At 64.9% G+C, this 16,716-nt stretch carries 19 protein-coding genes; 13 read left to right on the top strand and 6 right to left on the bottom strand.

Going from position 1 to position 16,716, the window contains the following annotated elements:
• Window positions 1–9 precede the first annotated feature (9 nt).
• From AC066Y_RS02505 to AC066Y_RS02490, 4 genes are all read left to right on the top strand, one after another.
• Window positions 10–540 (top strand): YbjN domain-containing protein, encoded by a 531-nt coding sequence (locus tag AC066Y_RS02505; protein ID WP_478272495.1) that lies wholly within the window; start codon window positions 10–12, stop codon window positions 538–540.
• Window positions 541–750: 210 nt separating this feature from the next.
• The gene (locus AC066Y_RS02500; RefSeq protein ID WP_478272494.1) at window positions 751–1,473 is read left to right on the top strand and encodes a lytic transglycosylase domain-containing protein; all 723 of its coding nucleotides are present in this window, start codon (window positions 751–753) and stop codon (window positions 1,471–1,473) included.
• 122 nt (window positions 1,474–1,595) lie between these two features.
• Window positions 1,596–2,015: a hypothetical protein gene (locus AC066Y_RS02495; protein WP_478272493.1), complete on the top strand. Its 420-nt coding sequence runs from the start codon at window positions 1,596–1,598 to the stop codon at window positions 2,013–2,015.
• Window positions 2,016–2,130: 115 nt separating this feature from the next.
• Complete coding sequence (locus AC066Y_RS02490; RefSeq protein ID WP_224924689.1) at window positions 2,131–2,307, top strand: hypothetical protein; 177 nt, start codon at window positions 2,131–2,133, stop codon at window positions 2,305–2,307.
• A gap of 46 nt (window positions 2,308–2,353) precedes the next feature.
• Here the strand turns inward: AC066Y_RS02490 and AC066Y_RS02485 are convergent, their stop codons facing one another.
• Window positions 2,354–3,394: an AraC family transcriptional regulator gene (locus tag AC066Y_RS02485; protein ID WP_478272492.1), complete on the bottom strand. Its 1,041-nt coding sequence runs from the start codon at window positions 3,392–3,394 to the stop codon at window positions 2,354–2,356.
• A 384-nt stretch (window positions 3,395–3,778) separates the two neighbouring features.
• Between AC066Y_RS02485 and AC066Y_RS02480 the strand changes: the two genes are divergently transcribed.
• From AC066Y_RS02480 to AC066Y_RS02455, 6 genes are all read left to right on the top strand, one after another.
• Window positions 3,779–5,431 (top strand): fatty acid--CoA ligase, encoded by a 1,653-nt coding sequence (locus tag AC066Y_RS02480; RefSeq protein ID WP_478272491.1) that lies wholly within the window; start codon window positions 3,779–3,781, stop codon window positions 5,429–5,431.
• 41 nt (window positions 5,432–5,472) lie between these two features.
• Window positions 5,473–5,949 carry a MaoC family dehydratase gene (locus AC066Y_RS02475; protein ID WP_212316953.1) on the top strand — a complete coding sequence of 159 codons (477 nt, stop codon included), beginning with the start codon at window positions 5,473–5,475 and terminating at the stop codon, window positions 5,947–5,949.
• On the top strand, window positions 5,946–7,649 hold the full coding sequence (locus tag AC066Y_RS02470; protein WP_478272490.1) for an alpha/beta fold hydrolase: 1,704 nt from the start codon (window positions 5,946–5,948) through the stop codon (window positions 7,647–7,649). Before AC066Y_RS02475 ends, AC066Y_RS02470 begins: the two co-directional genes overlap by 4 nt.
• A complete protein-coding gene (gene phaZ / locus AC066Y_RS02465; RefSeq protein ID WP_478272489.1) occupies window positions 7,642–8,592 on the top strand; it encodes a poly(3-hydroxyalkanoate) depolymerase in 951 nt (316 codons plus the stop codon). The genes AC066Y_RS02470 and phaZ overlap by 8 nt, the downstream gene beginning before the upstream one ends.
• A 23-nt stretch (window positions 8,593–8,615) precedes the next feature.
• On the top strand, window positions 8,616–9,044 hold the full coding sequence (locus AC066Y_RS02460) for a phasin family protein (RefSeq protein WP_143046799.1): 429 nt from the start codon (window positions 8,616–8,618) through the stop codon (window positions 9,042–9,044).
• Between the two features lie 86 nt (window positions 9,045–9,130).
• Complete coding sequence (locus AC066Y_RS02455; RefSeq protein WP_478272488.1) at window positions 9,131–10,348, top strand: acyl-CoA dehydrogenase family protein; 1,218 nt, start codon at window positions 9,131–9,133, stop codon at window positions 10,346–10,348.
• 36 nt (window positions 10,349–10,384) lie between these two features.
• Here the strand turns inward: AC066Y_RS02455 and AC066Y_RS02450 are convergent, their stop codons facing one another.
• From AC066Y_RS02450 to AC066Y_RS02435, 4 genes are read right to left on the bottom strand one after another with little or no spacing between them, the layout of a single operon-like run.
• A complete protein-coding gene (locus AC066Y_RS02450) occupies window positions 10,385–11,620 on the bottom strand; it encodes an MFS transporter (protein ID WP_478272487.1) in 1,236 nt (411 codons plus the stop codon).
• A complete protein-coding gene (locus tag AC066Y_RS02445; protein WP_212316957.1) occupies window positions 11,617–11,946 on the bottom strand; it encodes a hypothetical protein in 330 nt (109 codons plus the stop codon). Before AC066Y_RS02445 ends, AC066Y_RS02450 begins: the two co-directional genes overlap by 4 nt.
• A complete protein-coding gene (locus tag AC066Y_RS02440; protein ID WP_478272486.1) occupies window positions 11,933–12,508 on the bottom strand; it encodes an isochorismatase family protein in 576 nt (191 codons plus the stop codon). The genes AC066Y_RS02445 and AC066Y_RS02440 overlap by 14 nt, the downstream gene beginning before the upstream one ends.
• Window positions 12,509–12,549: 41 nt before the next feature.
• On the bottom strand, window positions 12,550–13,002 hold the full coding sequence (locus AC066Y_RS02435) for a MarR family winged helix-turn-helix transcriptional regulator (protein WP_478272485.1): 453 nt from the start codon (window positions 13,000–13,002) through the stop codon (window positions 12,550–12,552).
• 251 nt (window positions 13,003–13,253) lie between these two features.
• On the opposite strand from AC066Y_RS02435, the gene AC066Y_RS02430 reads away from it, so the two are divergent.
• Entirely contained in the window at window positions 13,254–14,186 is a 933-nt protein-coding gene (locus tag AC066Y_RS02430; protein ID WP_478272484.1) for an alginate lyase family protein, read from the top strand.
• Window positions 14,187–14,245: 59 nt separating this feature from the next.
• Here the strand turns inward: AC066Y_RS02430 and AC066Y_RS02425 are convergent, their stop codons facing one another.
• On the bottom strand, window positions 14,246–14,551 hold the full coding sequence (locus tag AC066Y_RS02425; RefSeq protein WP_244549755.1) for a hypothetical protein: 306 nt from the start codon (window positions 14,549–14,551) through the stop codon (window positions 14,246–14,248).
• A 248-nt stretch (window positions 14,552–14,799) separates the two neighbouring features.
• Between AC066Y_RS02425 and AC066Y_RS02420 the strand changes: the two genes are divergently transcribed.
• Both AC066Y_RS02420 and AC066Y_RS02415 read left to right on the top strand, forming a co-directional pair.
• Complete coding sequence (locus AC066Y_RS02420) at window positions 14,800–15,870, top strand: sensor histidine kinase (protein WP_478272483.1); 1,071 nt, start codon at window positions 14,800–14,802, stop codon at window positions 15,868–15,870.
• 46 nt (window positions 15,871–15,916) lie between these two features.
• Window positions 15,917–16,573 carry a response regulator transcription factor gene (locus AC066Y_RS02415; protein ID WP_478272482.1) on the top strand — a complete coding sequence of 219 codons (657 nt, stop codon included), beginning with the start codon at window positions 15,917–15,919 and terminating at the stop codon, window positions 16,571–16,573.
• Window positions 16,574–16,716 lie beyond the last annotated feature (143 nt).

The raw sequence follows: 16,716 nt of genomic DNA, 5'->3' as shown, positions 1-16,716 counted from the left end.
GAGATAAAGATGTCCGAGATCATCACCAAGCTCACCATCGACGGATTGCGCGACAGCTTCCAGAATGTCGGCTATCGCGTCGAAACGCTGACCGATCCGGTCGCCAACACGATCTATCTGCGCTCGGCGACGGCGGGGCTCGGCTTCGAGATCCGGCCGGGAAACCAGCTCGTCGGCGAGGAGCAGAGCTTTGTCGACGCCACGCTGGTCACCACGCTTCAGGTGCAGGGCGAGCTGCCGCTCGACCTCGTCAATCGCTGGAACACGACCCGGCGGTTCGGGCGGCTGCAGTTCAGCCAGCCATTCCTGATGTTCTGCCTCGATATCTCCGTGGCCGGCGGCGTGGCGCCGAACTTTGTGCGGGCGCAGATCGAGGTCTGGGACCGGCTGGTTCAGGAGCTGATCGCCTATCTGCGCGAGGAGCTGCCGAAGATCGTCGCCCACAATGGCGCGGCGGCTGCCCCGCAGCCGAGTGCGCCGGCCCAGCAGCCGGCGCATGAGCACGCCGCGGAAGCGGGGGCGGTTCCCACGATCCAGTAAATCATGCGGACACGCGACGATCAGGGCCGTAAGCGACCGATGAATGACGGTGCCTCAACGATGAAGGCGGGCAGCCTCAGCCGATGGCGGAAGCTGCTTGATCCTGCTCGTCACCGGGGCAGCCGCATCGCAGCCGGCGGTCTTGTGCTCGCGCTTTGTCTTGTCCATCCCGCCCATGCCGAGGGAGAGAGGCCGGCGTCGTCATTCAGCATGCGCTTTGCCGCTGTCGAGTCGACAGACCCTTCAGTCGACGCCACGGCAAAGCCGCCGGCCGAGGCGACGACGAAGCCGGCCGCGCCGGCCAAAGATGCCGCGAAGGACGCCGGCGGGAAAACGCTCCCACCTCCGCCGGTAAGCCAGCCCGCGGTGTCGGACGCGCGCATGCGCTATCGCGCGCTGATCGAGAAGGAGGCGGCGGGAAGCGGGCTCGCGCCCGAGATCGCCGAGGCGGTGATGGGCGTCGAGAGCGGCTACAATCCCGACGTGATCGGCGGCGTCGGTGAAATCGGGCTGATGCAGCTGCTGCCCTCGACCGCGCGCATGCTCGGCTTCTCCGGCTCGCTTGCCGAACTCGCGATTCCCGAAAACAACATTCACTTCGGCGTCATGTATCTTGCGCAGGCATGGCGTCTTGCCGGCCGCGACCTGTGCACCGCGGTCATGAAGTACCGCGCAGGTCATGGCGAGACCCGCTTCTCCTATCTGTCGGTGAATTATTGCGTGGCGGTGCGCGCCCGGCTGTTTGCCCGCGGCTTTCGGGTGACCGGCACCGTACCGGTCGCGACCTTCGGCGAACCGGGCCGTGCCGGTGGCGGTGGCGGCGGATGTGGCCGCAAATGCCTCGGCGGCGTCGGACGCATCGGGCGCGTCGATCTCGTCGCGCTCAACACGCGGCTCAACGCGCTTGTGATCCAGGCCCGGGGAGGGAAATAGCAAGGCCGCGCCGCCCGGATTCATATCGCTGCCTTGATATCCTCGCTTGATATCTGTCCTTGATATCCGCCCTTGGCTTCCTATCGTTTGAAACAATTGTGGTTCTGCAAGGAGCAGTACCGATGAAAGTGATCATGTTGGCGGTCGCCGTTGCCGGATTGTCGGCGATGCAGGCGCAGGCGCAGACGCAGCAACACACGCCGCTGCCGGAAATTGTCGTCGGCACACCGCCGCCGGCGCTCAACCTTAACCGCGACGCCAGTGGCGGCACCGGCCGGGCTGCAGCAAGAGGTGGCAGCCCCGGCGCGCCGGCCGAGCGCTGCGGCGATGCGGCCTCGCTTGGCTGCATCAATGAGCGGTTGAAGAAGCAGGTCGATCAGGTCAATCCGCCCGTCACCAACACGCCGCCGATCGACGCGAAATCGCAGGACCTCAAGGTGGGCGTGGTCAACGTCCCGGCGGTGCAGCAGCAATATGGCCGCAACTTCGGGGTCTCGGCGTTTCCCTATCGCCCGCCAGCACCCGTCTACAGTCATCGATAACGTCAGCGAAGACAGCGTCCGTTTCGCACAGATCGTGACGCCGTCACATTTCTGACGATGGGCATATGGAAAATAGAGAGAGCAACGGTTTGCTGATTCCATGCGAAAATCTGACGTGACGTGCCCCCATTGCCAGGCCGGCTATCGCCGGATCGAGTTGACGTCGAAGGGAGGCATCGCCGGCGAGTTTCGATGCCTGGTGTGTGACCAGTTGATCGAGCTGATGGATGGTTCGACCGATGTCGCCTTTCGGTTGACCGTGCAGCCGGGCAAGACGTCCTACGCGTATTAGCGCGGGCGTCCGCGCAAGCGCGGCGGGGGGCGATCGTGGCCCGCAATTATTCGCCGCGGATATCGCTCGGGGCCTTGTTGGTCCAGCGGTGGAACGCACGCCTGAAGTTTGCCGCATCGCTGAAGCCGAGCGCCAATGCGATGTCGTCATTGGCCAGCGTCGTGCTGCGGAGATATTTCAGCGCAATCTGGGTCCGCAGCTCGTCGTGCAGCCCCCGGAAGGAAAAGCCCTGCTGACGAAGCTGGCGGCGCAACGATCGGTCGTTCACGCCGAGCTGCTTGGCGATGGCCTCGAAGGTCGGCGGGTTTGCGATGTCGCGAAGCAGGATGGCGCGGATTTTTCCGGCAATGCCGGTCCGCAATCTCAAGTCTCCGAGCAACTCGTCGCAGAGCGCGACGATGGTCGGATACGTCGTCTTGTTGCCGAGATCCGCTCTCCGGTCCAGCAACTGCGCCTTGAAGACGATCTGGTTGGCCGGCTGATCGAAGCGCACCGGGCACCCGACGTGGTCGAGCGGGAGATCGAAGTCCTGTGCCTGCGGATAGGCGAGCGTGATTTCAAACGGAGCGAAGCCTGGTCCCATGATGTCGCGCATCAGCGAAATGTGGATGCCGATCTGCATCTCGGCGACGAACCGGTACAGGGCGGAATCGGCAAGTGCGTGCAGATTGGGTTCGATGGTCCATCTCGCATGGGCCTTGTCCTCGGTGAATTCGATCGTCGCCAGCGGCGCGGCGAGCGCGTGGTAGCGCATCGCGAATTCCATTGCCTTGCGAAAGTCCGGGCAGCACAGCAACGCATAGCCGTACATTCCGTAGGTCGAGATGTGGATCGATGCGCCGATGCGATAGGGCAGGTGACGGTCGGTCGACAGGCGCAGGGCGTTTTGACAAACCGTCATCAGCTGCGTCAGCGAGATCCGCGCCTGCGGTGAGTGGACATCGGCCAGCGGAATACGGGTGTCGCGCAGGATGGCGTCGGCCGGGACGCCGGCACCCGCCAGCATGTCGAAGACAGCGCCAAGCTTGGTCGTCTCATAGACCTTGTCGCCGGTGCCGACGGTCAGGATGTCGTTGCGGGAGCCCACAGGCCTCTTCAGTCGCGTGGTTGGTTGCAAAGTGAACCAGCCTTTCCTTCGGTCGGAAAGCAGTGCGCCGCAAACCTGGCCCGAGTGGATTTCCGTTCGCGAGCCCTCGGAACATAGCCGGTTCGCGCCAAAACCCAAGACTCATCAATGGGCCTCCCTTGCTGCGCAGCAGCAAGACCGCCGCCATCGATGAGAGCACCTTGTCCGGTTGAGACCCCGCCGATGTCCGTTTCGGACCTTCACAAATCTCGGGCGTCACGCGAGGCTTCGTCCTAATGTCACACGGTCAGACCGTCGTGATGCAGCACGGCAGACCATACGATCCGCTCGCTTAGAACTGCGGACGCAACGGTCGGAGGACATGCCAGGTCGAGGGAGGCTTCCATGGTTGGAAGGCTGATTCAGACTGCCAAATCCGCCTATCACTATCCGCTGATCTTCAAGCAGCTTTGGCACACGCCGAGCGTCCAGGCGCCGGACCAGGAGATCGTCTATCGTGATCTCAAGCGCCAGACCTATCGACAGACCCGAGAGCGGATCGGCCGTCTCGCCTCGGCGCTCAGCAAGGCCGGCGTCGAGCCCGGCGACACCGTCGGCGTGCTCGAATGGGACAGCCATCGCTTCCTCGAAGCGTTCTTCGCGATCCCGATGATGGGCGCCGTGCTGCAGACGGTGAACGTCCGCCTGTCGCCGGAGCAGATCGCCTACACGATCGATCACGCCGGCGCATCGACGCTGCTGGTCAATGAAGAGTTCATCGGATTGCTGGAAGGCATCAAGGCGCAGCTGCCCAAGGTCAAGCGGATGATCGTAATGTCGGACAAGCCGTCGCCGCAGACCGGCAGCCTGTCCTTCATCGGCGAGTATGAGGGCCTGCTTGCGGCGGCCTCGCCGGATTACGACTTTCCCGATTTCGACGAGAACACCCAGGCCACCACCTTCTACACGACCGGCACCACCGGTCTGCCGAAGGGCGTCTACTACAGCCACCGCCAGCTCGTGCTGCACACGATCGCCGGGCTTGCACTGTTCGGCATGGCCGGGTCGCAGGGGCGCTTCTCGCGCGACGACGTCTACATGCCGATCACGCCGATGTTCCACGTTCACGCCTGGGGCTTTCCATGGTCGGCGACGCTGGCCGGCACCAAGCAGGTCTATCCTGGCCGCTACGAGCCGGCGATGCTGGTCAAGCTGATCAAGAGCGAAGGCGTCACCTTCACCCACGGCGTGCCGACCATCCTGCAGATGCTGCTCAACGCCGCCGCCGCGGCCAAGGTCGATCTCAAGGGCCTCAAGATGGTGATCGGCGGCTCGGCGTTGCCGAAGGCGCTCGCCAAGCAGGCGATGGAGGCCGGCATCGACATCTTCGCGGGTTACGGCATGTCGGAGACCGGCCCGCTTGCCGCGGTGTCCCATGTCCAATCCAGGGATCTCAGCGGCGATCCTGACGGCGAGGTCGAATTCCGCACCCGCGCCGGCATGGCCGGCCCGCTGGTCGACCTGCGCATCGTCGATCCCGACATGAAGGACGTGCCGCATGACGGCAAGTCGCCCGGCGAGATCGTGCTGCGGGCGCCCTGGCTCACCCAGGGCTACTTCAACAATCCCGAAGGCTCGGAGCAGCTCTGGGAAGGCGGCTATCTGCACACCAGCGATATCGCCGTGGTCAGCCCGGGCGGCTACGTCCAGATCACCGACCGGATCAAGGATGTGATCAAGACCGGCGGCGAATGGGTCTCCTCGCTGCAGATCGAGGATCTGATCTCGCAATGCGCCGGCGTGGCCGAGGCTGCGGTGATCGGCGTCAAGGACGAGAAATGGGGCGAGCGGCCGCTCGCGCTCGTGGTCAAGAGACCGTCCGGTGCCGACGGCCTCAGCGATGAGGCCATCAAGGATCATCTCAAGGTGTTCGCCGACAAGGGCGTCATCTCGAAATACGGCATCCCCGGCAAGATCCTGTTCATCGACAGCATTCCCAAGACCAGCGTCGGCAAGATCAACAAGAAGGAGCTGCGCGAGCTGTACGGCGACATGTGACGGCTCAACACAGCCAAGAATGGATCGAGGAGGACGACATCATGAGCAACCTCACTTTGGCCGGCCTCGGCGAGCACGTTGGCAAGGAGCTCGGACTTTCCGACTGGGTCGCGATCGATCAGCAGCGTATCGATAATTTTGCGGCCTGCACCGGCGACCATCAATGGATTCACGTCGATGTCGAACGCGCGAAGCGGGAGAGTCCGTTCCGCGGTCCGATCGCCCATGGCTATCTGACGCTCGCGATGGTGGCGCCGCTGGCGATGCAGGTCGGCATCATCCCGCGCGATGCCGCCGCCGGGTTGAACTACGGGGTCGACAAGGTGCGCTTCCTGGCGCCGGTGCCATCAGGCGCGCGGGTGCGGCTGCGGGTCGTGCTGTCCGGCGTTGAGCCGAGGGACGGCGGCCAGGTGATCATGAAAACCCTGAACACGCTGGAGGTCGAAGGTTCGGAGAAGCCGGCGCTGATCGCCGAAACGCTGGCCCTTCTGATCCCCGCGGCGGGAGCAAAGCAATGAGCACGGAAAATCGCAGTCCGGATTCCCCGGCGTCTGACATGGCCGAGGCCGCGTCGCGCAACACGCTGGCACTCAATCCGCTGGTCGGTATCCAGGGGCAGGACCTGGTCGAGGGCGCCGGCATCCTGTTCAAGGCGGTCATCAACGAGCCGAAGGTCGCAACCGAGCAGTGGCTGTCCTTCGTCGGCGAGCTCGGCTCGATCGCTGCCGGCAAGTCGGAGCGCGCGCCGAAGGCCGGCGACAAGCGGTTTGCCGATCCGACCTGGAAGGAGAGCTCGCTGCACTCCGGCCTGCTCAAGGCCTATTTGGCGTGGGGCGAGGCGGTCAACGGGCTGGTCGACAAAACCAGCCTCAGCGACATCGACAAGCAGCGCGCGCATCTGATCACGGATATCCTGATCGATGCGGTCGCGCCGACCAACACGATGCTCACCAACCCGGCGGCGGTCCGCAAGTTCATCGACACCGGCGGGCAGAGCCTGTGGAGCGGCCTGAAGAACTACATCGGCGATCTGACGCAGAATCGCGGCATGCCGTCGATGGTGGATATGAGCGCGTTCAAGGTTGGCGAGAACCTCGCGACCACCCCGGGCGCGGTGATCTTCCGCAACGAGCTGCTGGAGTTGATCCAGTACACCCCGACGACGCCGACGGTCAGGAAGCGGCCGCTGCTGATCACGCCGCCGCAGATCAACAAGTACTACGCGCTCGACCTGTCGCCGGACAAGAGCATGGTCCGCTTCCTGCTGGAGAGCGGTTTCCAGGTCTTTGCCGTGAGCTGGCGTAACCCGACCGCGGCGCACCGCGACTGGGGACTCGACACCTATGTCGCCGCGCTCGACGAGGCGGTCGACGCGGCGCGCGAGATTTCCGGCAGCGAGGACATCTCGATGATGGGATCCTGCTCCGGCGGCATCACCTCGACGGCGTATTTCGCGACGCTCGGCAGCGCCGCCGAGAAGAAGATCAAGAACCTGGTGCTGGCGGTCTGCCTGCTCGATCCCAATTCGGCCGAGGAGAGCACGTTCGGCTGCCTGATGACGCCGGAGACCATGCGCGCGGCCAAGGCGACCTCGCAGCTGCGCGGCATCGTCGACGGCCACGACCTGGCGCGGATGTTCGCCTGGATGCGGCCCAACGACCTGATCTGGAACTACTGGGTCAACAATTATCTGCTCGGCAACCAGCCGCCGGCCTTCGACATCCTGTACTGGAACGCCGATACGACCCGCCTTCCGGCGGCGCTGCACGGCGACTATCTCGATCTCTATTTCTCCAACCCGTTCGTCAACGCCGGCAAGCTGACGCTCAACGACAAGACGATCGACATGAGCAAAGTCAAGGCCGACAGCTACGTGGTCGCAGGGGTGACCGACCACATCACGCCGTGGAAGGGCGTCTACAAGACCGCCCAGATCATGGGCGAGGGCACCACCTTCGTGCTGTCGAACAGCGGGCACCTGCAGAGCCTGCTCAATCCGCCGAGCAATCCGAAGGCGTCCTTCATGATCGGGCCGATCTCCAGGGACAAGCCCGATGCGTTCATGGCCTCGGCCGAGAAGCGCAAGGGCAGCTGGTGGCTCGACTGGCGCGACTGGCTGCAGGCGCGTTCGGGCGACGAGGTGGCGGCGCCCGCCTCGCTCGGCAGCGCGCGCTATCCATCTCTTGCCGCGGCACCGGGGACCTACGTCTTTGACTGACGATCTCACCAGCGCTGACAAGGCCGGGCCGGCGCCAGTTAGGCAGCGCGGCACGATCGAGACGCGGCAGATCACGATCGACGGCCAGCTGCTTCAGGTTGCGATCCGACACGGCGGCGGCAGCGGCCCGCCATTACTGCTGTTCAACGGGATCGGCGCCAACTGGGAGCTGGCGAAGCCGTTCCTCGACGCGCTGAGCGGCACCACCGCCATCATCTTCGACGTGCCCGGCGTCGGCGGATCGCCGAGGCCGGCATGGCCCTATCGTCCGTCGACCCTGGCGCGGCTTGCCGCCGGGCTCGTTGCGGAGCTGGGCTACGCCGAGGTCGATGTCGCCGGCGTGTCCTGGGGCGGTGGCATCGCGCAGCAATTCGCGCATCAGTTTCCAAAGCGCTGCCGCCGCCTGGTGCTTGCCGCGACCGCGCCGGGTTTCACCATGGTGCCGGCAAGTCCGTCGGTGCTGTGGAAGATGGCGACGCCGCGCCGCTACACCGACAAGGGCTATATGAAATCGATCGCCGCCGACATCTATGGCGGGGCGTTTCGCGACGATCCGTCATTGATCGGCCGGCATGCGGCCGCGATGCACGGCGCGCGCAGCATGGGCTATCTTTATCAACTGCTCGCGATGACCGGCTGGACCAGCCTGCCCTGGCTGTGGTCGCTGCCGCAGCCGACGCTGATCCTGATGGGCAGTGACGATCCGCTGGTCCCTCCGGTCAACGGTCAGATCATGGCGAGCCTGATCCCGAACGCCGAGCTGCGGCTGATCGACGACGGACATCTGTTCATGGTGACGCGGCCAAAGGAAACCGCCGACTTGATCGAAGCGTTTCTGGCTGACGAGAGCCGCCAGGCCGTGTCGTCATCCTTGCTCTCGCGAACGACGAGCTACTTCAGGGATCTCGTTCCAACGTCCGGAGGCGGACGGCAGAAGCCTTAAACACAGCAACCAGGGAGGATATCGTGACCGACAATACCTCTTACATCGACATGCTGCGGAAGTTCGGCAGTGATCTCGGCTTGCCGAAGCTGAACGTGGACGAATTGCTGCAGGCCCAGAAGAAGAACCTCGAGGCGCTCGGCCAGAGCGCGAAGGTTGCGGCCCAGGGCGCGCAATCGGTGGCGCAGAAGCAGCGCGAGGTGATTGAGGCCGGCTTGCGCGAGGCCTCGACCTTGGCGCGCGAATACAAGCCGCTCGGCAAAATTCATGAGAACCTCGCTCTGCAAACCGAATTCGCGCGGAAGGTGTTCGACATCGCGGTCAAGGGCGCGCAGGACAGCGCGTCGACGGCGCGGCAGTCGACCACGGAAGCGGTGAAGATCATCCAGGACCGGATGAAGGAGAATTTCGAGGAGTTCCGCGCCAGCGTCCGCCCGAACAAGCCAACCTGACGTCGCGATGAGACGAATCCCGGCAGGGCGTCGGTCCTGTCGGGAGCGCGAGACAAAGGCGAAGCATCGCCATCAGGGAGGACACCATGGCTAACGCGCAGGCGACACGGTCAGCCAAGCCGGATTACGCGCCGCCGCCGATCAACGGCGACTTCTACGGGATCGCCACCGTCCTCAACGACACGGAGCGCGCGCTGGTGCAGCGTGTGCGCGCATTCACCGAGGGGGTGGTCGCACCGGTCATCGAAGAGTTCTGGAGCCGCGACGAATTTCCGTTCGCGATCATCCCTGACATGGCCGAGATCGGCATCGGCGGCGTCGGCTACCAGGGCTATGGCGCGGCCGGCGGCAGCTGGCTGCTGAACGGCTTCGTCGCGATGGAGCTGGCGCGGGTCGATTCCTCGGTTGCGACCTTCTGGGGCGTGCACACCGGGCTTTCGGCGGGCTCGATCTATCTGTGCGGCGACGAGGCCCAGAAGCAACGCTGGCTGCCTGCGATGATGCGCTTCGAGAAGATCGGCTCGTTTGGTCTCACGGAGCCGCTGGTCGGCTCCGCGACGTCGGGCGGGATGCTGACCACCTGCCGGCGCGAGGGCGACGTCTGGATCCTCAACGGCCAGAAGAAGTGGATCGGCAACGCCACCTTCGCCGACATCAACGTGATCTGGGCGCGCGAGGAAGGCTCGAACCAGGTCAAGGGCTTTGTCGTGGCCAAGGACAATCCGGGCTTCTCGGTCGAGAAGATCAAGACCAAGATGGCGCTGCGCGTGGTGCAGAACGGCCTGATCACGCTGAAGGACTGCCGCGTGCCCGAGGCGGACCGGCTGCAGAACGCCAACACCTTCAAGGACACCGCCAAGGTGCTGCGCATGACCCGCACCGGCGTGGCGTGGTTTGCCGTCGGCTGCGCAATGGGCGCCTATGAACATGCGCTTCGTTATGCAACCGAGCGGCAGCAGTTCGGCAGGCCGATCTGCGGCTTCCAGCTGGTGCAGGACCTGCTGGTCCGGATGCTCGGTAACGTCACTGCGACGCAGGCGATGATGCTGCGGCTCGGGCAGATGCAGGACGAAGGCGTGATGCTGGACGAGCATGCCTCGCTGGCGAAGGCGTTCTGCACCGTCAAATGCCGCGAGACCGTCGGCTATGCGCGCGAACTGCTCGGCGGCAACGGCATCCTGCTCGAGAACCATATCGGCCGCTTCGTGGCCGATGCCGAGGCGATCTATTCCTATGAGGGCACTCGCGAGATGAACACCCTGATCGTCGGCAAGTCGATCACGGGATTGAGCGCCTTCGTCTGAGGCGCGGCGCAGTCACGCCGTCGAAGGAGACCTGGTTCACTCCGCCGGGGGCAGGCTGCCGTGGCCGGCTTCGGCGGTTGTCCGCGACAGCATGCCGAGGGCAACGAGTGCGGCGGCAAAGCCGGCGGCGGCGCCGACCCCGAGTGCCCAGCGCGGGCCGAGGTGATCGGCGACCCAGCCGACGATCGGTGCGCCGATCGGCGTGCCGCCGAGCGCCACGCCGAGCCGCAGCGCCATCACGCGCCCGCGCATCGCTGGCTCGGTCGCGAGCTGCATCAGCGCGTTCGAGGTGTTGGCGACGGTCAGTGCGGCGACGCCGATCACGACGAGCGCGGCGGCGAACAGCCAATAGCTCGGCGCCAGGGCGGCGAGCGTGCAGCCGAGGCCAAAGATCGCAGAGCCCCGCATCAGCGAAGAGAACCGCGGCTGGTCGCGGCTCGCGGCGAGCAGCGCGCCCGACATCGTGCCGAGCGCCATCACCGAGGACAGCAGGCCGAAGCCGCGCGCATCGGTGTGGAACACGCCGACCGCCATGGTGGAGATGAAGATCGGAAAGTTCAGTCCGAAGGTCCCGATCAGGAACAGCATGATCAGCGTCGCCCGGAGATCGGGGCGGGACCACACATAGTGGAAGCCCTGCATGACGCTGCCCTTGGTGGGATGCGCCCGCGCGTTCGGGCGCAGCTCGGAGGTGCGTAGCAGGGTCAGCGAGGTCAGCACCGCCAGGAACGAAGCGCCGTTGAACAGGAAGGCCCAGCCGGTGCCGACCGAGGCGATGATCAGGCCAGCGACGGCCGGGCCGATCATGCGCGCGGCATTGAACGAGGTCGAGTTCAGCGCGATCGCGTTCGACAGGTTGGTATCGCTGACCAGCTCGGCCACGAAGGTCTGGCGTACCGGCGCGTCGAGCGCTGCCGCGCAGCCGAACAAGAAGGCGAACACATAGACGTGCCAGAGCTGCACCAGTCCGGTGATGGTGAGAATTCCGAGGCCCAGCGCGAGCGCGCCCATCGTCGCCTGGGTCGCCATCAGCAGCCTGCGCTGGTTGAAATGGTCGGCGGCAAAGCCGCTCCACGGCATCAATAATAGCTGTGGCCCGAATTGCAGCGCCATCACGATGCCGACGGCCGATGCGCTATGCTGCGTCAGCTGGGTGAGGACGAGCCAGTCCTGGGCGGCGCGCTGCATCCAGGTGCCGATGTTGGACATCAGCGCGCCGGCCGCCCAGACCCGGTAGTTGAAGCTTGCGAGCGATCGAAAGACGCGTCTCATGGTCTCTGCGGTTCATTCCCGCCGTGAAACCGTCCGAACCGTCGCGCCAGGAACAGGCCGATCAGGAGGCCGCCGAGACCGAGCGCTGCGACGTCGCTGGTCGTTCTCAAGCCGAAGTCGCCGACGCGGCAGACCAGGAGATATCCGACGGCGAGGTTGAAGAAGCCCCACACGATGTTGACGGTCGATGACGACAGGCCCTCGCCGGGCGGCTTCGCGAACGGGCTTTGGAACGGTTCGCCCATCATGCCGGCGACGACGTGGGGGATCGCGTTGGTGAGGAAGGCGCCGCCGAAAAAGTAGGCGACGAGGTCAAGCCAGTTCATGCGCGTTGGTCCTTTCAAGCAGATCGATGATCGCCTGCGTCGAGCCGGTTTCGCCGAGCCGCGGGAACACCTGTTCGATGCTGTAGTCATGTGCGTTGGGCCGCGCATCGGTCATGGCGTCGATCGCGAGTGTGACGTTGAAGCCGGCCTCATAGGCCTGCCGTGCCGTGGATTCGACGCCGGTGCCGGTCGCAACGCCGGCGACCACGACCTGCGTGACGCCGCGGGCGCGCAGCTGCTTCTCGAGATCGGTGCTGGCGAACGCACCCCATGTCCGCTTGGTCACGACGATGTCGCCCGGCTGCCGATCGAGCTCCGGAATCAAGTCGGTCCAGCCGTCGGGAAATTGTCCACTGTGGCGCGGCCGCTCGGTTCGTCCGGGTGCCGTGCCGTCGACATTGACCAGCACGATCGGCAGTCCATGCCGTCGAAACGCATCGATGAGGGCGCGGGCGCGAACCACGACGTCTCCGAACGGATGCACGAACGGTGCGCCGACGAGCCCTGATTGCAGATCGACGACAATGAGGGCGGTGATTGGATCGAGCGTCGTCAGAGCCATGATCGCTTCCTGTTCTCACTATTGGCGCGGCGCGGCCGGCATCAATCCGCGACTAGCCGTTTCAGCAAGCCGACGGCGGCGGCGAGTTCATCTTGCTCCCGCGCCGACAGCCGCGCGGCGATGGTGCGCGACAGCCAGTCCTGCCGCGCAGCACGGCCGGTGCGCAGCCGCTCGCGGCAGCTATCGGTGAGCGACATGATGGTCTGGCGGCCGTCGTCCGGATCGGGCGCGCCGCGCACCAGGCCTGCGGCCTCGAGCGCTGATATCGCCGAGCTCATCGACTGCGGACGCATCCCTTCCGACCGCGCCAGGCTGGACACGGTCGCGGGGCCGTCCTTTTCGAGGCGCAGCAGCACCGCGACCTGGGACGGCGGAAGATCCTCACGCTGGCCCTGCTCGCGCAGCCGGCGCTTCAGCGTTCCGATCAACAAACGAAGATCCTCAGCGAGCGCCGATGTGCGCGCTGATCCGGTACGGGCCGCTGCATTGTTCATGCCGATCATCCTGGCATATATGAAGGTAAACTGTAAAGATTATCTTCGCAGATTACCTTCATATTCCCGTGATCGTCAGTGCGCGGCAGAGCATTGCTGGACGATGCTTCAAAATCTGAACCGCACCTGAACTCGGTTCTGGTACGCATCACATGAGATTTGGTTGTCATGTTTCGCGCGTTTGTCGATGACTGCGCCGGCGCTCACGACGCGGCGTCTCATTCCCGCGGTGGCTCGCGGAGTTGCTTGGAATGAAGTTTGATGTTCGTTTCGCGGCGATCGGCGTATCGATCGTCCTTGCTTGCCTCGCGCAGCCGGCAGCGGCCCGGACATGCGAGGCGCCACCGGCGCTGACATCGGTCGATCCGCCCGGCTTCTACCGGGATGCAGGCGGTTACGCGGAAGCCATCAAGCCGCTGCATGCGTTCATTGCGCAGGTCAACAAGGCCGCCGATGAACGCGATCTGGATTGCGTCATGGACTTGCTCGCAGGCTGGGCGAGGGGAGGAGCGCTGCTGACGATCGGCGCGAACTATCAGGGCGATTTCGAACGCTCCTGGGCCGGGACCGATTTCGCGCTCGCGTTGCTGCGCTTCCCCAACGCGTCGACCAGGGCCGATCACCGCTTCCAGCAGATCAAGCCGTGGCTGATCCGGATTGCCGAGGAAACCCGCGATTCCGATCGCATCAACCACCTCGGCAACAATCTGGTCTATTGGGCCGGGCTCGATCTGATGTCGATCGGCACCCTGACGGATCGGGCTGATCTGGTCGATGCCGGCATTTCCCGGGCGCGCCAGGGCATCAGGGACATCGGCGCCCACGGCGAATTGGAACGCGAGTTGAAGCGCGGCGAGCGCGCGCTGCACTACCACAACTTTGCGCTGATCCCGCTGGCGTTCTGCGCCGAGCTCGCCAGCCGCCGGAAGATTGACCTCTATGCGGAGAACAACGGAGCGATCCGTCGGCTCGCCGACCTGGTCGTTCGCGCGGTGCAGGACGAGCGCAGCTTCGGCGCTCTCACCAATGTTCCGCAGCAGCTTTTCCCCTGGACGTTTCAGGGAGACCTTGCCTGGGTGGAGCCGTATTACACCCGGTTTCACGATCCGCGCTTGCCGCCAATTCTCAGCTCGAGAAGGCCTTTGGATAATCCGAGGCTTGGCGGCAACGTGACGGCGGCCTAGGGCGCGCCTCTGCCGGACTAGGCGTCGGTCGGAGGTGCGCAGGACCCCGATGACGCGCGCTACTCGCTCTCGCTGGTCGCCGGCGCCGTGTACATGTCCCGTGCGCGCCGGGTCACCGCCGCATAGCGCGCGGTCGCGCTGAGGCTCATCAGGCCGGCGCGCACCAGTCCGAGGATGGCGCGGCGCGAGTGGAACGGCCCGGTCTTGCTCGCGGCATATCCGCGCGGGTAGAGCTGCAGGCGGCCGGCGAGCGCTTCCTGCAACGCCAGCTTCTGGGTCGCGCTCAGGCGCCGGCGCCGTGCAGGCTTTTCCGCTTCCGCCAACATGAGCTCGATACCCAACGATTTCCGTGGCGCGGCCTTCATTGTCAGCTCACACTCCGGCCGACTGGCGCGACCTTCCGCGAGGCGCGGCGCCCGGCCGGCATCGCCATGGACGCCGGCATGTGGCACATCATGGCTTGCGCTGTTGCTCATTCGTAAGACAGAACCTCATTTCGAGCAGCAGTGGCATCTGACGAAAGTCAGGATCAGTTATGACGAAAGTCATATTCGTTTGCGGCCGCTGCCGGCTTACGCCAGAGTGGGCTGCTCGCTGAGTTGATGGGCAACGCATGATCGATTTGAGCGCGGATTTGCTTGCGGCCGCAGGAGCCGACGTCATCGGTCTCGCCGTCATCGGTGCCGACCGAAGCATGCAGCGGAAGATCGGGCGGCTGGTCGAATGGCTTCCCGCGATCGGCGTCGATTGTTGCGAATGCATGCTGCTGGTCGGCATGGAGGCCGAGCTGGCAGCGCTTGCCGCAGGCCAGCGGAACATGATCGCACTGGCCGGTGTCCGCGGTGCCTCGCCCGACATCGCGCAGCCGATGACGGCGGTCGTGCTGTGGAATGGCACGCAGTCGCATTACTTCGTCATCGCCATGCCGGACTTCGCGGGACGTCAGGTCGAAACGCTGCTCGGCAGCGAGCGCCGGGCCCGCCGCCTGATGGAGCAGCAGCTCGAGGCGGCGAGCGCGGAAGTGCGCTTTGCCTCGCTGGCGCGGACGCGGCTGCGGCTGGCGCGCGATCTGCACGATACGCTGGTGCATTCGATCGTGGCGCTGCTGACCCAGATCCGGCTGATCAGGCATTATCTGTCGGCCGACCCGGCGCGCGTGGCGGACAGCCTTGCGACCGCCGAAGACGCCGCAGCGAGCGGCCTCTCGCGCGCCCGCGAGGCCATCGATCGCCTGCGCACGCCCGACGATTTGAAGCTCGATCCCGATGTCGAGGGACTGCTCAGCGACTTCGCCGCGCGCAGCGGCGTCAGGGTGTCGATCCAGATCGACGAAGAGGCGCGTCCGGGCTTGCGCGATTGCGGCTTGACGGTACAACGCATCCTCAGCGAGGCATTGCGCAACGTTCAGGCCCATGCGAAGGCACGCCGCGTCTCGTTTCACGCCTTCGAAGCGCCGGCCGCGGTCGGTCGCAAGCTCGTTGTCGAGATCCGCGACGACGGCCGCGGCTTCGATCGCGCGGTGCCCACTCCCGGACATTTCGGATTGATCGGGATGGCCGAATTTGCTGAACTCGTCGGCGGAAGCTGCGCGGTAGAGAGCGCGCCCGGACAGGGAACGCTGGTCCGGATATCGCTCCCCGTGGCGGTGCCGCCGGCAGCGTCTGCCGGCCTGCTGGCCGATTGATGTCGTTGCCGCGCATTCAAGACCTTCGAGAGGATGATTGAAGCCCGTGAGCAGAATTGAGAAAGTGCGGGTGCTGATCGCCGAGGATCAGACCCTGATCAGGGAAGGCATCGCCACACTGCTGGCCCAGCAGAACGACGATTTCGAGATCCTTCCCGGTGCGTCCGACGGCGAGCAGGCCATCGAATTCGCGCGGCGCTATCGGCCGGACGTCATCCTGATGGACCTGCAGATGCCGCGTGTCGACGGCATCGCGGCGACCCAGCGGATCCTGCGCGAGCTGCCGCAGACCCAGATCGTCGTGCTGACGACGTTCGAGACCAACGACCTGATCTTCGAGGCGGTCAGCGCCGGCGCCAAGGCGTATCTCCTGAAGGACGCCAGGATGGAGGAGATCGCATCGACCATCCGCGCGGTGATCAACGGCCAGTCCGGGCTTTCGCCGAGCGTCGCCGCCCGCATCCTCGACGAGTTCAAGCGGCTGCGCGGCCCGCGCGTCTCGGCGAAGCTGCCGGTTCGCGACGGGCTGACGGCGCGGGAGAATGAAATTCTCACGCTGATCGTCGAGGGCAAGAGCAACACCGAGATCGGTGAACGGCTGCATTTGGCCGAGGGCACGGTGAAGAACTATGTCAGCACCATCCTGGAGAAATGCCAGGTCAAGAACCGTACGGAACTGGCAATAAAGGCAATAACTTACTAGAAATAATTGCTCCCAATCGCACACCACGCGGTTGACCCGGCTGAGATTGCTCGCGTTTCTCTGGGCCGCGCCGACAAAATTGGCTATAGGTTTGTTTCGGATTTGCTTTTTGACACGGCAGGTCCGGATTGCGCGGCTTTGAC

It is taken from the genome of Bradyrhizobium sp. USDA3010 (assembly GCF_056429065.1).
The sequence above is the reverse complement of the archived record's forward strand: the minus strand, read 5'-3'. Positions and strand labels throughout refer to the sequence as shown.

Excerpts from the sequence above, each read along its gene's own strand:
- AC066Y_RS02505 (WP_478272495.1), top strand. The coding sequence starts at position 10 with ATGTCCGAGATCATCACCAAGCTCACCATCGACGGATTGCGCGACAGC.
- AC066Y_RS02500 (WP_478272494.1), top strand. The coding sequence starts at position 751 with ATGCGCTTTGCCGCTGTCGAGTCGACAGACCCTTCAGTCGACGCCACG.
- AC066Y_RS02495 (WP_478272493.1), top strand. The coding sequence starts at position 1,596 with ATGAAAGTGATCATGTTGGCGGTCGCCGTTGCCGGATTGTCGGCGATG.
- AC066Y_RS02480 (WP_478272491.1), top strand. The coding sequence starts at position 3,779 with ATGGTTGGAAGGCTGATTCAGACTGCCAAATCCGCCTATCACTATCCG.
- AC066Y_RS02475 (WP_212316953.1), top strand. The coding sequence starts at position 5,473 with ATGAGCAACCTCACTTTGGCCGGCCTCGGCGAGCACGTTGGCAAGGAG.
- AC066Y_RS02470 (WP_478272490.1), top strand. The coding sequence starts at position 5,946 with ATGAGCACGGAAAATCGCAGTCCGGATTCCCCGGCGTCTGACATGGCC.
- AC066Y_RS02455 (WP_478272488.1), top strand. The coding sequence starts at position 9,131 with ATGGCTAACGCGCAGGCGACACGGTCAGCCAAGCCGGATTACGCGCCG.
- AC066Y_RS02450 (WP_478272487.1), bottom strand. The coding sequence starts at position 11,620 with ATGAGACGCGTCTTTCGATCGCTCGCAAGCTTCAACTACCGGGTCTGG.
- AC066Y_RS02445 (WP_212316957.1), bottom strand. The coding sequence starts at position 11,946 with ATGAACTGGCTTGACCTCGTCGCCTACTTTTTCGGCGGCGCCTTCCTC.
- AC066Y_RS02440 (WP_478272486.1), bottom strand. The coding sequence starts at position 12,508 with ATGGCTCTGACGACGCTCGATCCAATCACCGCCCTCATTGTCGTCGAT.
- AC066Y_RS02435 (WP_478272485.1), bottom strand. The coding sequence starts at position 13,002 with ATGAACAATGCAGCGGCCCGTACCGGATCAGCGCGCACATCGGCGCTC.
- AC066Y_RS02430 (WP_478272484.1), top strand. The coding sequence starts at position 13,254 with ATGAAGTTTGATGTTCGTTTCGCGGCGATCGGCGTATCGATCGTCCTT.
- AC066Y_RS02425 (WP_244549755.1), bottom strand. The coding sequence starts at position 14,551 with ATGAAGGCCGCGCCACGGAAATCGTTGGGTATCGAGCTCATGTTGGCG.
- AC066Y_RS02420 (WP_478272483.1), top strand. The coding sequence starts at position 14,800 with ATGATCGATTTGAGCGCGGATTTGCTTGCGGCCGCAGGAGCCGACGTC.